The sequence below is a fragment of the Cruoricaptor ignavus genome, from assembly GCF_014961145.1.
Lineage (GTDB): Bacteria > Bacteroidota > Bacteroidia > Flavobacteriales > Weeksellaceae > Cruoricaptor > Cruoricaptor ignavus.
The window spans coordinates 1,096,931-1,114,400 of the sequence record NZ_CP063145.1; the positions used below are offsets into that span (position 1 = coordinate 1,096,931).

The 17,470-nt window shown below is 39.2% G+C and carries 20 protein-coding genes and 4 pseudogenes; 13 read left to right on the forward strand and 11 right to left on the reverse strand.

Features of this window, described 5'->3' with window-relative positions; genetic code table 11:
• Positions 1-66: 66 nt before the first annotated feature.
• From rplW to IMZ16_RS05320, 6 genes are all read right to left on the reverse strand, one after another.
• Positions 67-354: a 50S ribosomal protein L23 gene (gene rplW / locus IMZ16_RS05295; protein WP_073177626.1), complete on the reverse strand. Its 288-nt coding sequence runs from the start codon at positions 352-354 to the stop codon at positions 67-69.
• A 6-nt stretch (positions 355-360) separates the two neighbouring features.
• Positions 361-990: a 50S ribosomal protein L4 gene (gene rplD, locus IMZ16_RS05300; protein ID WP_073177628.1), complete on the reverse strand. Its 630-nt coding sequence runs from the start codon at positions 988-990 to the stop codon at positions 361-363.
• Positions 981-1,604: a 50S ribosomal protein L3 gene (gene rplC, locus IMZ16_RS05305; RefSeq protein WP_073177629.1), complete on the reverse strand. Its 624-nt coding sequence runs from the start codon at positions 1,602-1,604 to the stop codon at positions 981-983. Before rplC ends, rplD begins: the two co-directional genes overlap by 10 nt.
• 218 nt (positions 1,605-1,822) lie before the next feature.
• Positions 1,823-3,331, reverse strand: a complete 1,509-nt coding sequence (locus IMZ16_RS05310) for a leucine-rich repeat protein (RefSeq protein WP_193439177.1) — start codon at positions 3,329-3,331, stop codon at positions 1,823-1,825.
• A gap of 85 nt (positions 3,332-3,416) precedes the next feature.
• Positions 3,417-3,554, reverse strand: coding sequence for a hypothetical protein (locus IMZ16_RS05315; RefSeq protein ID WP_193439178.1), 138 nt, complete (start codon positions 3,552-3,554; stop codon positions 3,417-3,419).
• Entirely contained in the window at positions 3,551-3,814 is a 264-nt protein-coding gene (locus IMZ16_RS05320) for a hypothetical protein (RefSeq protein WP_193439179.1), read from the reverse strand. The genes IMZ16_RS05315 and IMZ16_RS05320 overlap by 4 nt, the downstream gene beginning before the upstream one ends.
• Before the next feature lie 112 nt (positions 3,815-3,926).
• Here IMZ16_RS05320 and IMZ16_RS05325 point away from each other — a divergent pair.
• Positions 3,927-4,115 (forward strand): annotated as a pseudogene (locus tag IMZ16_RS05325) (transposase); the annotation flags it as partial.
• Positions 4,067-5,056, forward strand: a complete 990-nt coding sequence (locus IMZ16_RS05330) for an IS3 family transposase (RefSeq protein WP_227411574.1) — start codon at positions 4,067-4,069, stop codon at positions 5,054-5,056. The pseudogene IMZ16_RS05325 and the gene IMZ16_RS05330, both read left to right, overlap by 49 nt.
• Here the strand turns inward: IMZ16_RS05330 and IMZ16_RS05335 are convergent.
• The 3 genes and pseudogenes from IMZ16_RS05335 to IMZ16_RS10355 form a co-directional block, all read right to left on the reverse strand.
• The gene (locus tag IMZ16_RS05335; RefSeq protein WP_193439182.1) at positions 5,043-5,591 is read right to left on the reverse strand and encodes a GLPGLI family protein; all 549 of its coding nucleotides are present in this window, start codon (positions 5,589-5,591) and stop codon (positions 5,043-5,045) included. The genes IMZ16_RS05330 and IMZ16_RS05335 overlap by 14 nt on opposite strands.
• A 101-nt stretch (positions 5,592-5,692) precedes the next feature.
• Entirely contained in the window at positions 5,693-5,899 is a 207-nt protein-coding gene (locus IMZ16_RS05340) for a hypothetical protein (RefSeq protein ID WP_193439183.1), read from the reverse strand.
• Positions 5,900-6,144: 245 nt separating this feature from the next.
• Positions 6,145-6,249 (reverse strand): annotated as a pseudogene (locus IMZ16_RS10355) (30S ribosomal protein S10); the annotation flags it as partial.
• A gap of 629 nt (positions 6,250-6,878) precedes the next feature.
• Between IMZ16_RS10355 and IMZ16_RS05345 the strand changes: the two are divergent.
• The 11 genes and pseudogenes from IMZ16_RS05345 (at position 6,879) to IMZ16_RS05395 (ending at position 16,119) form a co-directional block, all read left to right on the forward strand.
• Entirely contained in the window at positions 6,879-8,483 is a 1,605-nt protein-coding gene (locus tag IMZ16_RS05345; RefSeq protein ID WP_227411578.1) for an RHS repeat domain-containing protein, read from the forward strand.
• On the forward strand, positions 8,480-8,875 hold the full coding sequence (locus IMZ16_RS05350) for a hypothetical protein (protein WP_073180947.1): 396 nt from the start codon (positions 8,480-8,482) through the stop codon (positions 8,873-8,875). The genes IMZ16_RS05345 and IMZ16_RS05350 overlap by 4 nt, the downstream gene beginning before the upstream one ends.
• Before the next feature lie 175 nt (positions 8,876-9,050).
• Complete coding sequence (locus IMZ16_RS05355) at positions 9,051-10,535, forward strand: RHS repeat domain-containing protein (protein ID WP_227411481.1); 1,485 nt, start codon at positions 9,051-9,053, stop codon at positions 10,533-10,535.
• 2 nt (positions 10,536-10,537) lie between these two features.
• Positions 10,538-11,212 carry a hypothetical protein gene (locus IMZ16_RS05360; RefSeq protein WP_073180959.1) on the forward strand — a complete coding sequence of 225 codons (675 nt, stop codon included), beginning with the start codon at positions 10,538-10,540 and terminating at the stop codon, positions 11,210-11,212.
• A gap of 150 nt (positions 11,213-11,362) precedes the next feature.
• A complete protein-coding gene (locus tag IMZ16_RS05365) occupies positions 11,363-12,868 on the forward strand; it encodes an RHS repeat domain-containing protein (protein WP_193439186.1) in 1,506 nt (501 codons plus the stop codon).
• Positions 12,868-13,209 carry a hypothetical protein gene (locus IMZ16_RS05370; protein ID WP_193439187.1) on the forward strand — a complete coding sequence of 114 codons (342 nt, stop codon included), beginning with the start codon at positions 12,868-12,870 and terminating at the stop codon, positions 13,207-13,209. Before IMZ16_RS05365 ends, IMZ16_RS05370 begins: the two co-directional genes overlap by 1 nt.
• Positions 13,210-13,274: 65 nt before the next feature.
• Positions 13,275-13,463, forward strand: a pseudogene (locus tag IMZ16_RS05375) (transposase); the annotation flags it as partial.
• The gene (locus tag IMZ16_RS05380) at positions 13,415-14,404 is read left to right on the forward strand and encodes an IS3 family transposase (protein WP_227411579.1); all 990 of its coding nucleotides are present in this window, start codon (positions 13,415-13,417) and stop codon (positions 14,402-14,404) included. The pseudogene IMZ16_RS05375 and the gene IMZ16_RS05380, both read left to right, overlap by 49 nt.
• Before the next feature lie 6 nt (positions 14,405-14,410).
• A complete protein-coding gene (locus IMZ16_RS05385; RefSeq protein WP_193439189.1) occupies positions 14,411-14,749 on the forward strand; it encodes a hypothetical protein in 339 nt (112 codons plus the stop codon).
• Positions 14,750-14,892: 143 nt separating this feature from the next.
• Positions 14,893-15,285, forward strand: a pseudogene (locus tag IMZ16_RS05390) (RHS repeat domain-containing protein); the annotation flags it as partial.
• A gap of 537 nt (positions 15,286-15,822) precedes the next feature.
• Positions 15,823-16,119 carry a hypothetical protein gene (locus tag IMZ16_RS05395; protein WP_073181053.1) on the forward strand — a complete coding sequence of 99 codons (297 nt, stop codon included), beginning with the start codon at positions 15,823-15,825 and terminating at the stop codon, positions 16,117-16,119.
• A gap of 815 nt (positions 16,120-16,934) precedes the next feature.
• On the opposite strand, the gene IMZ16_RS05400 is transcribed toward IMZ16_RS05395, so the two are convergent.
• Both IMZ16_RS05400 and IMZ16_RS05405 read right to left on the reverse strand, forming a co-directional pair.
• On the reverse strand, positions 16,935-17,189 hold the full coding sequence (locus IMZ16_RS05400) for a hypothetical protein (protein ID WP_193439191.1): 255 nt from the start codon (positions 17,187-17,189) through the stop codon (positions 16,935-16,937).
• A gap of 88 nt (positions 17,190-17,277) precedes the next feature.
• Positions 17,278-17,439: a hypothetical protein gene (locus tag IMZ16_RS05405; RefSeq protein ID WP_193439192.1), complete on the reverse strand. Its 162-nt coding sequence runs from the start codon at positions 17,437-17,439 to the stop codon at positions 17,278-17,280.
• Positions 17,440-17,470 lie beyond the last annotated feature (31 nt).

A 17,470-nucleotide genomic window follows, 5' to 3' on the forward strand; every position in this document is an offset into this window, starting at 1 on the left:
ATTGCTTTATGCTCTAAGCTTTTGGCAGAAAGCTTGCCGCCTACTGCCAAAAGCTTACTTTCCATTTTAAACAGAGAAAATATCAATTACTTCTCCTTCTGCAAGCTTCACCACAGCTTTTTTCAGCTTGTTGGTCTTGCCTACCTGCAGTCCTCTCTTCGTATACCTTCTGGAAACTTTAGGTGCATAAATCATCGTATTCACATCGGATACCTTTACACCATAAGTTTGCTCTACCGCATCCTTGATCTGGATTTTATTCGCAGCCGGATCCACCAGGAAGGAATAAACACCTCTCAAATCAGTCAGGTAGCTTGCCTTTTCTGAAATTACCGGTTTTATGATAACTGACATAATGATTTATTTCTTTAAAATTTCAGTGAACTTCTCTACTGCGCTGTCTATGAACACGATATCACCTGCATTCATCAGATCGTAGGAGCTGATCTCGTTATAAGTCAGCACCTTCGTTTTCGGAAGGTTGCGGGAAGATAGGTACACATTCTGATTGGCTTCCGGAAGAATGTAAAGAGATTTCTTACCCTCGAAACCAAGCGCGTTATTGATCGTGATAAACTCCTTAGTCTTAGGCGTTTCAAAGCTGAAAGACTCCACAACTTTGATGGAGTTATCCCTCATCTTCTGAGACAGTACAGACTTTTTCGCCAAACGCTTCACAGCCTTGTTCAGCTTAAACCTGTAATCCCTCGGCTTAGGGCCGAATACGCGGCCACCACCCTTGAAAGTTGGCGATTTGATATCGCCATAGCGCGCCGAGCCGGAGCCCTTTTGCTTTTTCAGCTTCTTGGTAGAAGCCGTAATCTCGCTTCTCTCTTTGGATTTATGCGTGCCCTGGCGCTGCGCGGCAAGGTATTGTTTCACTTCCAGATACACAGCGTGCTGATTTGGCTCGATCCCGAATACAGAATCATCCAGCTGCACTTTTTTGCCCGTATCTTCGCCTTTTATGTTAAATACTGTTAGTTCCATCTTCTGATAACTACATAAGAATTTTTAGCTCCCGGAACCGCACCTTTTACAATCAGAAGGTTTTGCTCCTCATCTACTTTCAACACCTGGAGGTTCTGCACAGTTACCTGCTCGCCTCCCATTCTTCCGGCCATTTTCATCCCTTTGAAAACTCTTGAAGGGTCGGATCCGGCACCAATGGAACCTGGTGCTCTCAGCCTGTTGTGCTGCCCGTGCGTAGCCTGCATTACACCGCCGAAGCCGTGCCTTTTCACCACGCCCTGGAAGCCTTTACCCTTGGAAGTCCCCGTAACATCCACAAACTCTCCTTCGGAGAACAGCTTCACGGTCACCTCGTCGCCAACTTTCAAATGATCGAAACCGTGGTGGAATTCCACAAGTTTCGCCTTCGGCGAGGAGCCTGCTTTCTTGAAGTGGCCTAGCATCGCCTTGGAGACATTCTTCTCCTTTTTGTCATCGAAACCGAGCTGATAGCCTACATAGCCGTCATTCTCTACGGTTCTGACCTGCAAAACCGAGCAAGGCCCCGCCTGGATGACGGTACACGGAACATTCTTTCCGTTCTCGTCAAAAAGGGAAGTCATCCCGATTTTCTTACCAATAATACCTGACATTGTTATATAAAATATAAAGTTATCCGTGGTTTCCTCCTGAGTTTCAGTGATTTCTATTTCTGATATAGGCACACTTTTCGCTCAAAATGAGAGTGCAAATTTAGGAATAATTCCTGAACCCGCAAAAACATTTTGCAAATTATTTCTAAAATTTTGAAAACCAGCACGAAAAAAGCCAATCGATAAAGATTGGCCCTTGATACTTTATGTGGTTAATTCTACCTCTTCAAAACCTTGTAAGTTTCGCCGCCTATTTTCAAGAGGTATATGCCGGCAGCTTCCCTGCTGATATCCACCGTGTTTTTACCAGCGCTCAGCTTGTAGCTTTTTATCAATTGGCCACTCATATTATATATGGTAAGCTCAGCGGGATTTTGCTGTTCGATGAAAAGGCTGCCAGAAGTTTGCGGAGGATAGATCTTCACTGAAGTTTTCGCATTTTCGGAAGTGGCCATCGCTGCATCTTCCTCAATTTTAAATTCCTTCCAGATCGCCGCAGCTCTGTATGCATCGCCAGCACCTACAGGCACTTTCAGCACGATGTTAGCTCTCGGCATCTGGTCCAGCGCAGCAACTTCCAAAGCTGGCGGAATAGTAGCTGCACAGTAAATAGTTTTCAGGTTTTTAGAGCCGAAAAGTGCGTAGCGCGAAATTTTCTTCAGGCTGGCAGGCAGGCGCAGAACATTCAGCGCCAGAGCGTTGCTCATTGAGTAGCGCCCGATTTCTTCTACCGTAGCAGGCATTTTGTAATCCGTGCCAATCATCACCGGGAAATTGATTAGCACTTTCTTTGCCTTGTCGAAAAGCACGCCACCTTCAGAGGTGAATTTAGGATTGTTTTCCGCCACATAGATGATGCCAAGTTTCGGGCAGTTCAGGAAGGCCTGCTGTCCGATGGTTTCCACGCTTTCCGAAATCTCGATAACCTGCAGGGAAATGCAGCTGAGAAAGGCATTCACACCGATGGACTTTACACCGTTCGGAATTTTAATTTCCATCAGCCTTAGGCAGTTCACGAAGGCCGCTTCAGAAATGGTTTCCAGCGAATTTGGCAGATTGATATAGTAAAGCCTGGAACCTTCCATAGCAGCGGTGCCCATCGTTTTCACCGTATTGGGAACGCTGAAGGAATCGCCCTGTTTTCCGGCAGGGTACTTCACGAGCACGCTTCCATCCTTGCTGTACAGCACGCCTTCCACGCTTTTGAAATGCTGGCTGGCCTCATTAACTTTGAAAGCGGCGATAAACCAGGAATCCGTGAAGGCATTGTCACCAATGGTGCTTACGCTTGCCGGAATATCCACCCTTTTTAATGAAGAGCAGGAGTAGAAAGCGCCGGTTGCAATGGATTCCAGGCTTTCGTTCAGCGTGATGGACGAAAGCTCCGATGCGTTCATAAATGCATTGGCATCAATTTTCTTCACCGAGGAAGGAAGTTCCACACCGGTAATTTTCTCATTGTTGTAGAAGGCATTTTCACCAATGGCAATCACGCGGTAATCCGTGCCGTTGTTCTGCACCGTTTCAGGAATTGTGATTTCTCCGGTAGCAGTAGCACTTACGCCAACCTTCACGGTTTTATCGGCCGCAGAAACCACATCATACCTTACCTTATTTATGGTGAACGATTGTGCCAGTACGAAAACATTGGCGGCCACTACAGCAGCCGCTGTAAAAATAGACTTTTGGTAAAAATTTCCCATAGTAATGGATTTTTGAATTCTCAAATATAGAAAATTTTATACAGATAAAAGTAAAATTAACGGATGAATAATACAATTGTAAAATATATTCTTCACCGCTAGCGAAAATTTAATAAAGACTTTTTTCTGATGAAAAGCTTTGCGCTTTAGCGCTTGCTGTTGGCATTTTTTTCAAATTTGGCCATTGCGCAGAATTTTCTGCAGAAATAAAAAAACCGCTCTCTTTTGGAGAGCGGATTTCTATCATGGTTTAAGTTCGATAGGATTATTTTTTTTCCTCTCACGATTCTGTGCGTTTTTTAAGGCATCATTCCCAATTATGATTCCGGAGCGCCTTAACTCCTCTCCCATGTTATCAATATAATTATTTTTAGCAGATAAATATTGTTGCTTAGTGGCTGAAGTACCATTGAATAGCCTGCTTTCCATGGCGATTAAACTTCTTTGTTTTGAAACATCTTTAAAATTTGACAATTCAAATTTGTAGTAACCCTTTTCATCCTCCATTTTAAGAATAAGCCCGGGTAATCCGGAGAACTTATACGGACCTATAATGTACCCCTAAACTCAGACCACGAGTTAAGTTTAAAAAAAAGAATTAATTTTAACTCGTAAAAAGATGAAAAAACAAAGACGAAAATTTACTCCAAGCTTCAAGGCACAGGTTGCCCTCGAAGCACTGAAAGAAAGGCAAACGTTGGCAGAATTAGCCTCCCGGTTCGAAGTCCATCCCCAGCAAATCCAAAACTGGAAGAAGGAATTTTTAAGCAAGTCCGAGCAGGTTTTTGCTTTAGAAAAGAAAAAAGAACACTCCGCCGGGAAAGAGGAAAAGCTCTATCAGAAAATCGGGCAGCTGCAGATAGAAATCGATTTTCTAAAAAAAAACTTAGGGATGCTCGAGGAATAAAGGAAAGACAGGAAATGATAGACAGGAAGCACCGGCTGAGCATCCGCAAACAGTGCGATTTACTATGCATCAACAGGAGTAATTTGTATTATAGTCCGCAAAGAGAACGCGATGCAAATTTAATATTGATGACGGAAATCGATAAAATCCACCTGAAATATCCCAGTTTTGGCATCCGAAGGATCACCCGGGAACTCAAGGAAATGGGCTTTAGCGTGAACCGGAAGAGGGTTCGCCGCCTGATGCAGGTGATGGGCATCGCCACCATTTACCCTAAAAGAAATTTGAGTAAATTGGGCAAGACAAGCTATATTCGACCGTATCTTTTGAGGGGTTTAAAAATAGAAAGACCCAACCAGGTTTGGCAGATAGACATCAGCTACATCCCGATGAAAAGGGGCTTTATGTACCTTACGGCGATTATCGATGTGTATAGCCGCTATATTGTGGGCTGGCAACTTTCCAACACTTTGGAGATGGAAACCCAGACTTCGGCGATGAATGAGGCGATAAAGAAATATGGCAAGCCTGAAATCGTTAACTCCGACCAAGGGAGCCAGTATACTTCATCAAACTGGCTAGATTGCATGGAAGGACATGGCATAAAAATCAGCATGGACGGAAAAGGTAGAGCTACGGACAATATTTATATTGAACGCTTTTTTAGAACGATAAAATATGATTACATTTACTTGTATGCAATAGAATCAGCATGGGAATTGAGAGATGGTATTAGAGATTTTATTGATGAATATAACCAAAGAAGACACCAAGGAATTAATCATCAAAAACCAAAAGATTTGTTTATTTTTGAACCAACCAACAAACTTAAATCTGCTTAACCGTGGTCGAAATTTGGGGGACAGGATAACCTTCTGGTATAGCTATATCTAACGAATACCAGGTTTTATATTTTCTGCCCCCATAATTTAAATACGCTATACCGCATTCCATATTCTCAATGTTTTCTTTTTGAGAGGTTATTACCCAATCAAGAAGCATTTTTTCGGTATAGTTTATTGCTGTTCTAAAAAGCAAATCATAAAATGAAACTGTTTTTTCCGGAATATCTTTTACAATCCGATAAGAAAATGCAGATTTTGGCACATTCGCTAAATTTAATCCTGAAAGGTTATTGCTTTTCACTACCTCGTTTCTTATAGAGTCTCTTTTAAAAGTATTTTCTGAAACGAATAGCGATTTCTTTCTTCCAATAAACAATATAAAATTTTCCTGCTTCCTACTATTTAGATCTGTAGAATCGCTTTGATATGTCAAAATATAATCTGCATGATATTTTAAGCTGTCTATTACAACATCTTGAGACTTGAATACACAACTAATTAATATAGCAATAATAAAAATAATTTTATTCATCTTTCAATCAAAAAGCCCTCCTTATGAAGAGGGATAATGCTTTAATATATTTAGAAATTACTTACCACAAATTGCTTTATCAACTTCCCATATCAGAAAAGCTAATTCTGCAGTATTGTCGCCACAAGCGGTTCCTTGTACTCCGCACGACAAAGTGAATGGGAAGCAGCCTTCTGGAACTTTTTTATTCTTATTGGAGTACTCAACATTTTTTTTAGGTGCCTGTTCTTTTTTTGTTCTTCTACGCCGCCTTTTGCACTCATCAAACCTACGACACCAAGTGCTGCAACAATTAATAACTTTTTCATAACACTAAAATTTTGTTTGTTAGTGCAGCTAAACTAAAACTAAAACTAAAACTAAAACTATGCAAATTTTCTATGACAAAAAACATGTTTTAAAGAAATTTAGAATGATTCCAAACAAAAAATCCGCTCCCTAAAAAGGAACGGATTTTCTATCATGGTACGCTTCGGTTTTGCTCAGCGTACGGAAACATTATTTGTGGTTGCTGAAAAACTTCAGTCTTTCGACTTCCATCTTCCGGCATTTATCACACTTTAATTTCTACATCAACACCGGAAGGAAGTTCCAGTTTCATTAATGCATCAACCGTTTTGGAAGAAGAAGAGTAGATGTCCATCAGCCTCTTGTGAGAAGGGACTATCTTCCAACGGTGTTACCACTAAGGTAACCATAGAGAATGTATATGATAGCTGGAGCGGCGAACTTTTCCAGCTGAAGGATAAGAATACCGGCAAGGTACTGTGGGAATTGCAGAAGGCCAATGCCAAGGGGCAGGTAACTCGGGCAAAACTCGGCGCTACGGATATCCTGAACATTTACGACCAGTGCGGTTTCCTGATGAGCGTCAGCCACACGACGCCGAATAAGACTATCCTGCAGGTGAACTACCGCTTCGACGCGGTGAAGAACGAGCTGCTCAGCCGCAACACGGGTGGCGATTTCAATATTCTCGAGAGCTTTAGCTATGATGATAACAACCGGCTTGTTTCCTGGACGAACCCGAGAACCGGCGGCATGTCGTCCAACGGCTATGACGCCGAGGGAAGGATAAAGGAGAACGACATGCTGGGAAGTGTGAAGTTCGAGAACAACCAGTTTGTCTATAGGCCAACCTCCGTCGTATTGAATGCTGCGGGACAGCAGAAACTTGCAAACGACCTTGTGCAGACCATCGTCTATAACGAGAACAACGACCCTGTATTTATAAACGGTGTAAAGGGCGATGTAAGGTTTGAATACGGACTCACAGAGATGCGCCAGATGGCCACATACGGCGGAAACTTTGCAAATACTGGCGAGGGCAGGTTTACAAAGTATTACAGCGAGGACGGCTCCTTCGAGGTGACGAGGAATAACCAGACTGGGGAGGAGAAGCATGTGCTGTATATAGGAGGTTCTCCATACGAAAGCAACATCATCTTCGTTAAGAATTATACAGAGAGCAGCGGTTCTTACAAATTTTTGCATAAGGACTACCTGGGCAGCATACTGGCCATCAGCGACGAGTCTGGGAATAAGATTGAGCAAAGGCATTACGATGCGTGGGGCAACCTCACGCACCTGCAGGTTAATGGCGGAGCAATTGTGACCGACGAAAACCAGATAAGAGATTTTCTATCCAGCGGAGGTCTTCTCGTAGATAGAGGCTACACCTCACACGAGCATTTTGCCGAGGTTGGGCTCATCCATATGAACGGAAGGCTCTACGACCCACTATTGCGCAGGTTCCTTAATGCCGACGAGAACATCCAGGATATGTTCAACACGCAGAACTACAACAAGTACGGGTATGTGCTGAACAACCCGCTGATGTACAACGACCCGAGTGGTGAAGTATTTTTCTTGATACCATTGGTTGGTTATTTTTGGTCTGCAGTAATTGTCGGTGCGGTAATTGGAGCGGCAAGCTATCTGGTATCCAGCGCAATAATGGGGCAGGCCATTACTCTTAAAGGATTTTTAAAATCGACTTTATGGGGAGGTATTTCTGGCGCGGTAACTTTTGGCATAGGGAGCATTTTTAGCGTCGCAGGAAGCACGGCACTTACTGCAACGGGAACTGCAATAAAAGAAGCCGTTGGAGGCGTTGGTTTAGCAATCGTTCAGGCGGGTACCCATGCTGTTGCGCAAGGTGTAATGTCGTTAATGCAAGGTGGTACATTCCAGCAGGCATTTTGGTCGGGGGCTTTAGGAAGTTTGGGAGCTTATGCTTTTGGCGCTGTTGTAGGTTCAGATTTTGCTAATAAAGCGCTTGGGCAGATAACATTTGGAGCACTTAGTGGCGGTATAGGTTCAGAACTTACTGGTGGAAACTTCTGGCAAGGTGCAGTAATTGGAGGTATTGTTGCAGGATTGAATCATGCGATGCATAAGTTTGATTTTGATCCTAAACCAAAGAAAACTGCATACGAAAAATTGAAGTCAGCATTAGATGGATTGGGTGTAAACAATGCTACAAAAGAAGCAATTCTATCCTTAGTTAAAAATCCAGATGATTTAGGTAAGATAGGATTAAAGTTTAAGAACATTATTGGTGTTGCGGGTAAAGCATTAGGGGCTGCATCAGTTGGATTGGCTATAAATGATTATATCCAAAATCCTACAACAGCAGGCTTGGTTAAGGTTATATCAACAATTAGTGCGTTAGGTATTACTACAGTTGTTTCAGGCGGAGTTGCAACGTCTGTTACCGGTTGGGTGTTATCAATTAGTGACGCGATTGGAGCTTCAGACTTCATTTATGGTGAAATTGGAAAATTCATAGATACTAATTTTTACAATGGTAAATCATTAGGGCACGAAGTTTATAAAAATATAAGTAATTTTTTAACGCCGCCCTCTCCAATTTATAATTTTGTAAAATGAAAAAGTTAATATTATTCTTACCATACACCATTTATCAATTTTTGAAAAAGTATAGTAAAACAGAATATGTTGCATATACTAATAGTTTGATGTGGTTTATAATATTGATTTTGTTATATTTACAATTTTTATTTCCTCAGTTTTTACATTTTGTATTAGGCAAACCCAATGAAAATATTTTAATGCATTTTAGATTTTTAAATAATCTTCGTTTAGCGAAATATATTGGATATTTTTTATTTGCTATCTCAATATTTGTTTTTTTAAAAAAAACCACATTAGATAATTTAAGATATAATGAGTTTCAAATTAGAGTCGTTTATATTTTATCAGCAATTATAATATGGTTACCACCAATATTATTAATTATTTTGCTTGTTAAAGCTTTTTAATTGGTTGTGGACATGTCGGTTTGTCATAATATGGGATTTAGGGATAAAATAAGGAATAGTATCAAAACAAGTGCAGGCATTTTAATTTGTGCAAGAATAAAAGCCCTTTTCGTTTAATAGCAATAATCTCAACAAACATGTAAGGTTTGAGTACGGTCTTACCGAGATGCGCCAGATGGCGACTTACGGCGGGAACTTTGCCGCAGATGGCGAGGGCAAATTTACCAAATATTACAGTGAAGATGGCAGCTATGAAATCATTAGAAACAACCAAACAGGACAAGAAAAACACTTGATTTACATTGGTGGTTCGCCCTATGAAAGTAATATTGTATATTTGAAAAACTTCCAAGAAGCGCAGGCGAAGTTTGTGTTTTTACACAAAGATTATCTGGGAAGTATTTTAGCCATTAGCGACGAGGCTGGAAATAAAATTGAGCAAAGGCATTTTGACGCTTGGGGCAATCTCACCCACCTGCAGGTGAACGGCGGAGCCATCATGACGGACGAGAACCAGATACGGGATTTCCTATCCAACGGCGGATTGCTTCTTGACAGAGGTTACACCTCCCACGAGCATTTTGCCGAGGTAGGGCTTATCCACATGAACGGAAGGCTCTACGACCCACTATTGCGCAGGTTCCTGAACGCCGACGAGAACATACAGGATATGTTCAACACCCAGAACTATAACAAGTATGGATATGTATTGAATAATCCTTTGATGTATGCAGATCCTTCAGGAGAGTTTATTTGGTTTATTGTCGGAGCAATTATTGGAGCTTACATTACAGGAGCTTCAGCAAACGGAACATTAAATCCATTTAAATGGGATTGGAAGGCAACTTGGGGAAAGATTGCGTTAGGTGCAGTATTTGGAGCAATAAGCGGTGGTGTTGGAGCAATGGCAGGAAGTTCGGCGGCGGTTTTTGCGGCTTCTAGTTGGGGGATACAAGGTGGTGTTCTTGGAGGTGCAATTGCAGGATTGGTAGGAGGTGCAGTTGGAGGAGCAATAAGTGGATTAGGAAATGCGGTAATCTTCGGCGAGAGTATAGGAAGAAGTATTGTAAGAGGTTTTATTTCTGGAGCAATTGGCGGTGCTATTATTGGTGGAGCTGTAGGAGGAATACAACAGGGAATAGCAAATGCAAAAGTTACCACTACAGGTGTCGGAACAAGGGGAAATATTTGGACAGGCAAGGAAATAGCCGTAGGTAGGAGTGCGTGGGCTCTGAATAATGCCCCAAAGACGACTACTGTCGGAAAAATTCCTAAAGTGGAAATGGGTATGCCTAGCGAAGAAGTAATAATGGGCAATGGAGACGGAAATTTAAAACTTCGGGATTTGGGAGATGGAGTGAAAGTCACGCCAAAACCGAACGAGATTATTCAAAATGTTGATGAATTTAATATTACGGGAAAAGGTAATTTAAATGGTAATATAAACATTTCACAATCCGATTATAATAACTTATTTACTGGATATACACAGAATTCTACCCCAATATATAGACCAAATGGTGATATTGTATATCCTTTTAAAATAAATAATTATAGTGGTTCTTTTTATACTTCAACTTCTGGTGGAATACCATCGATGCAGATTTATAATGAAACAACAAAGTATTTATTTAAAATAAGATTTACTATAAAACCATAAAAATGAAAAATGAATTACAATTAAATATACCTAAAAATTATATTTTATTCTTTTTTGATGATAATATATTTAAAAATTATACCCAATTTTTAAGTGAAAAAGATATTGACAATTGTCTTTATTATGCAAAAAAATTTGATTTGAATAATATTAGTAATAAAATAATATTAAATGTCAAAAATGATGCTGATGTATTAAATAATGCAAAGTTAAAAGAGATTAAAAATATGTGTTCATTGTTTAATGAAAAATATTTTTATTTTTTTTCAGGAGATAAAACGAATGGAGCATGTTTTAAATTTCCTTATGATTTTAAAATTAAAGTTGAGAATAATTCGGAACAATTATTTTATTCTCCTTTGTCTTCTTATAATAGTTGGATGACAAGTAATTGGTGTAGATATGTGAGCGGAGGTCATAAGTCAGATATTAGTATTGGAGAAAATAAATACTTAGATTTTTCTCACGAATTGGTAGTTTTCAAAGCAGAACATTTTGAAAGCATATCTAAAATATATGAATCTAAATATGGTGTTATTACTCCAATTTTACAACACAAAGAATTTTTTGAAAAAATATTTGAATTAGAGTTTAAATATCTTCTTTCGAATAATGTATATATAACAAATAATTCAATTGATTATATAAAAAAACAATTAGATTCGTCAATCTACTGAAAAGGGTGTATTAAAAAAAATAGGTAATCTTCCAGGCATGTTGATTTTCCATAACCATCGGGGTTTAAGAGATAAAAAATAACAATAACAAACTTTTGCAGGCATTTGCCTGCAAAAGCGCAGAAGTTCTTTTTGGTTTTTTAATGAGGTTTGTCTTATGAGGTAAATATTGTATATTTTAAAAACTATACAGAGAGCAGCGGATCTTATAAATTTTTGCACAAGGACTACCTGGGCAGTATTCTGTCGATAAGCGACGAGGCTGGGAATAAGATTGAGCAACGCCACTATGACGCTTGGGGCAACCTCACCCACCTGCAGATTAATGGCGGAGCAATTGTGACCGACGAAAACCAGATTAGGGATTTCTTATCCAACGGGGGTCTATTGGTTGACCGCGGCTACACATCCCACGAACATTTTGCCGAAGTCGGCCTCATACACATGAACGGAAGATTGTATGATCCATTGCTGAGAAGGTTTTTAAATGCCGACGAGAACATCCAGGATATGTTCAACACCCAGAACTACAACAAGTATGGGTATGTACTGAATAATCCGTTGATGTTTAGTGATCCGAGTGGGGAATTCTTTATATTTGGTTTTCTTGCCGGAATGGCCTCTAAATTTTTAGCTGGTCTTATAACGGCCGCTATAATTGGAGCAGGTGCTGGTCTTGTTACGTATACTTTATCAGTAGCATTAACTGGACAAAAATGGCAACTTGGAGGAGCTTTGAAATCTATGTTTTTTGGAGCCGTCGGTGGAGCTGCAAGTTTTGGTATAGGTAGTATATTTACAAATGCTGCAGGAACAGCAACTCAAATAGCCGATGCTTTAGGGAAGTTTGGTACAGCTGTAGTGCAAGGTGGTTGCCACGCTATCTCACAAGGTGTATTAGGTTTGATGCAGGGGCAAAACTTTTTAAGTTCTGCTGTTGCGGGCTTTGCGGGAAGTTTAGGTGCAAGTGGCTGGAGTAGCATAATGGGAACAAGTGGCGGTGCAATGATTGCTTTTGGAGCATTAGGTGGTGGCATAGGTGCAGAACTATCTGGTGGTAATTTTTGGCAAGGAGCTTTGATTGGTGGGGTAGTTGCAGGATTGAACCACGCGATGCATAAAATGAGTGGATTTGATAATGGAGAAGATCCTCGAAAACCATTAAGAAGTAAAAGATTAATTAGCAAAAGTCAAAATCATTCCTTATCGAAAGGAAGTAGAGGCGGACAATCTGTTATTACTCGCGAAAATCCTACAAATCAGGTTGGAAATGGTAAAGGAATGTTTGCGCCAACAGGCTCACAAAGTATGACGACTTCTGATTTAACCTATTATGATGACGGGACTGTTGATGTTAATATGACAACACAAGTTGCAAAAATGAATACTACGGGCTCTTATATAGCTAATTATGACATTGTTGGCCCCAATGGTAATATAATTGATGCCGGTTTTTTGGTTAATAAAGGATTTGGAATTAATGCAAGGATGGATTATAGAGTGTACACTACACAAGGTAGTGCAGCAGTTTTATCCACTGCTAAATTTACAGTGCCTCTAAATTCTGTAATAAGAGTAAATGTAGGTCTTACCTACAAAATTCCTGCAGGTGCAACAGGAGCTATAACAACTACCCATATAATTAGAGTAAGGTAATGATTAACTATAAAATATCTATATTATGTATTTTTTTTCTTTTTCTTAGTTGTAAAAAGAACGAAGAAAAGTGTTATGAAAAATTTCAAGATTTATATTTGAAAAGATATTCTCTTTGGATGACTTTTGACAGGACTGGGATCAATTCTAATAGTAATTTTTCAAGCGAAGATTATAAAAAATTAAAAAAACAATTAAATGACAGTCTCCAAATTACTATAGATTGTGCTTTAGAAAATGATAAAAAAAATGAACTTTTTTATTTGTATAAAATGAAACAACTTTATTTGGCAGATAAATTGTATGAAGTGAAACCTTTTCTGAAAACAGTTGATATATAATGTACCCCTAAACTCAGACCACGAGTTAAGTTTAAAAAAAAGAATTAATTTTAACTCGTAAAAAGATGAAAAAACAAAGACGAAAATTTACTCCAAGCTTCAAGGCACAGGTTGCCCTCGAAGCACTGAAAGAAAGGCAAACGTTGGCAGAATTAGCCTCCCGGTTCGAAGTCCATCCCCAGCAAATCCAAAACTGGAAGAAGGAATTTTTAAGCAAGTCCGAGCAGGTTTTTGCTTTAGAAAAGAAAAAAGAACACTCCGCCGGGAAAGAGGAAAAGCTCTATCAGAAAATCGGGCAGCTGCAGATAGAAATCGATTTTCTAAAAAAAAACTTAGGGATGCTCGAGGAATAAAGGAAAGACAGGAAATGATAGACAGGAAGCACCGGCTGAGCATCCGCAAACAGTGCGATTTACTATGCATCAACAGGAGTAATTTGTATTATAGTCCGCAAAGAGAACGCGATGCAAATTTAATATTGATGACGGAAATCGATAAAATCCACCTGAAATATCCCAGTTTTGGCATCCGAAGGATCACCCGGGAACTCAGGGAAATAGGCTTTATCGTGAACCGGAAGAGGGTTCGCCGCCTGATGCAGGTGATGGGCATCGCCACCATTTACCCTAAAAGAAATTTGAGTAAATTGGGCAAGACAAGCTATATTCGACCGTATCTTTTGAGGGGTTTAAAAATAGAAAGACCCAACCAGGTTTGGCAGATAGACATCAGCTACATCCCGATGAAAAGGGGCTTTATGTACCTTACGGCGATTATCGATGTGTACAGCCGGTATATTGTGGGCTGGCAGCTTTCCAACACTTTGGAGATGGAAACCCAGACTTCGGCGATGAATGAGGCGATAAAGAAATATGGCAAGCCTGAAATCGTTAACTCCGACCAAGGGAGCCAGTATACTTCATCAAACTGGCTAGATTGCATGGAAACTCACGGCGTAAAAATCAGTATGGATGGCAAAGGCAGGGCTACGGACAATATTTATATTGAACGCTTTTTCAGGACGATAAAGTACGATTATATCTACTTAAACCCTGTGGAATCGGGCTGGGAACTGTACGAAGGAATTAGGGATTTTATTAGCGGATACCATCGAAGAAGCCATCAGGGTATCAACCTTCAGAAACCAAAAGATTTGTTTATTTTTGAACCAACCAACAAACTTAAATCTGCTTAACCGTGGTTGAAATTTGGGGGACAGTACAATAGAGATATAGTAAAGGATGACATTTATTTTCAATTATCTTTATTTAACTTGCTTTGTCAAGAACTATATTTGAAACAACAACCAACACAGGAATATATAAAACTTTTAAATTCGTATTCCCCCACCTTGAATCCGATTTATAAAGATAGAGCAATACAAGAGTTTTTAAACTATCTTATTAATAATAATACTGAAGAATTTAAAACTAAATTAAAAGCGAAATATCCATCTTCAAATTCAATTTTATTTGAGAATGATCGAGAAAGAATTATTAAGGATATAATGATGAGAGGAGATATGCTAATTTTTGACTAAATTCCAAACATGTGGTAATGTTCCAGATGTGTTGGTTTCCCGTAACCATGGGCTTTAAAAGATAAAATAAGAAACAACAATAACAAACCTGTGCAGGCAAATGACTGCAAAAGCGTAGAAGTTCTTTTAGGTTTTTAAAATGAGGCTCGCCATACGAAAGCAACATTATCTTCGTTAAGAATTATACAGAGAGCAGTGGTTCCTATAAATTTTTGCATAAGGACTACCTGGGCAGCATACTGACCATCAGCGATGAGGCTGGGAATAAGATTGAGCAAAGGCATTACGATGCTTGGGGCAACCTTACGCATTTGCAGGTGAACGGCGGGGCTATATTGACCGATGAGAACCAGATCAGGGATTTTATGTCAAATGGCGGGTTACTTATTGACAGGGGTTATACTTCCCACGAGCATTTTGCCGAAGTTGGGCTTATACATATGAACGGAAGGCTATACGACCCTCTGTTGGGAAGATTTTTAAATGCTGATGAGAACATACAGGATATTTTCAACACCCAGAACTATAACAAATATGAAACTCCTTTTCCACAACTACGAGTTACAACTACCATTTTGGCAATGGCTCAAGCATCAATCAATACCCTTTATTTAGATAGATTATGATATACAAGGACTTGCTTAAAGTAAGCATATATTTTGTTGCAATAAAACTTTTTATAGACTTTGGTTCGCAACTACCCGAGAGAATTTATAATTCATTCTATTTAAAGACGGGTAGCTTAAGCGTAGATGTTTTACTGTATACTTTGATAAATCTTTTTTTTATCATATTACTGCTCGCCAAAGGTGGATTTTTCGTGGATATTCTTTTTAAAGAAAAAAAAGAGTTGTTAAAAGAAAGCTTTAAATCATCAAATGCTGTCCTCAAAATTGCCTTAATAGTTTGTTCATACTATGTTATTTTAAATAGTTTATTCTCCTTGATAATGATTTTGCCTAATTTTCAATTTAACTCTTATACATTAGGAGTTTTAATGAACATCATTATTTCATTCCTAATATTGTTTTTCTCGGAGAAAATTTCCGTGAAATATAGAATTTAAGAGAAATATGAAAAAGCGAATTAAAGACAATGAGTTGAAAGAAAAAAAATCAGATTTTTTTGAAGTGTTTGAAGAATGGCACGACAGAAAATATAGTGATGAATACCGATATAGAAATAAACTTCCTTTCTATTTTAACCAAAAAAACTATTTAAAAATAGGTTTTTTATCTTTGGTTATTCCACTGCTATGCCTGATTATATCAATTATTATAGATTTGGGAATAGGGTTTTATATATTTTTTTTGCTAACCTGTTTCCCAGGAATGAGACTGATTATAAAATATTATAATTCAAAACAATAATGACGCCTTTGCTTTGTGAGGCGTTTTTATTTGGTAATGTTCCAGATGTGTTGGTTTCCCGTAACCATGGGCTTTAAAAGATAAAATAAGAAACAACAATAACAAACCTGTGCAGGCATTTGCCTGCAAAAGCGTAGAAGTTCTTTTTGGTTTTTAGCGGCTACACCTCACACGAGCATTTTGCAGAAGTAGGATTGATACACATGAACGGAAGGCTCTACGACCCACTATTGCGCAGATTCTTGAATGCCGATGAGAATACACAGGACCCGTACCTCATCAGATTACCTAATTTTCTAAAAGAAAGTTACCGCCCTTCATTTCAAAAATGGTAATTCGTCAAATAAAATATGACCAAAGCGAAAAGGAAGAATAAAAAAAAACAGGGACTATTTAGTCCCTGTTTTAGTCCCTAACACTTGTAAAGTACTGATTCTAAGTGTTGTTTGTAGCCTATAGGGGACTTCAATGTTGTCTGATTATCAATTGGTTATGAAAAACTTTCCCCATTCTTTCCCCGATTATTGAAATTATCTTTTTTTCCGCATTATTTTTCCAGCTGCTGTTGATTGAATTTCCACACTCGTTTTCAGCCTTCAAATTTATTCTTTTTCGTTATCTTCAAAATTCTTTCCCCCTAAAATTCAAATGCTATTTGTCAAGTCTGTGTCAATTATCTTGCAGGTTATCGTATTCATTTTTCATTCCCGTTGGTTTTTGCAGATAATTTTCCTTGCCGTGCGCCTCTTGCGGCAGTCCTGCTGAGAATTTCCCGCATTCCCTATTCTAAATATACAATGCCGTTCTCGTAGGTTTCAATTTTTATGTAAATGTTTGCTCGTCAAATTTGGCGAACAAAAATCTCTTTCGTATTCCAGCGCAAGTTCAATATAGTAGCATTTGGCGCAGAAAAAAAACGCGGTTTTCACATAGGGGGCATCGTGGTGGGCATCCCTGAATGCCAAACGGAAATCCTGATTTGATTGCCGATTTTGTGCGGACGCAATCCTTCGTAGGAATATCCGACAGTGGATTTTCCACCATTGGATTTCCACATTGTGGTTTTCCATTTTGTACCACTGTTAAAAGTTTGTAGTCTGTAACCCACTGACCTTTTTCGTCGTGACTTTCAGGATATAGATGTACACCCGAATTGCCTCACGCACTCATCGTTACTATCGGCATCATCCTCTTCACTCGCATCTTAAACTGATGCAGCGGTATCTCTTTGCCGTGAATATAGTACCTGATGCTGCCGCTGATGAATAACGCCACCGGGTTTTTATAGCTCCTCCGCACCGCCTCGTCTATCACTTTCACTTCAGAATCATTACTTGGTAAGCGCTCATAA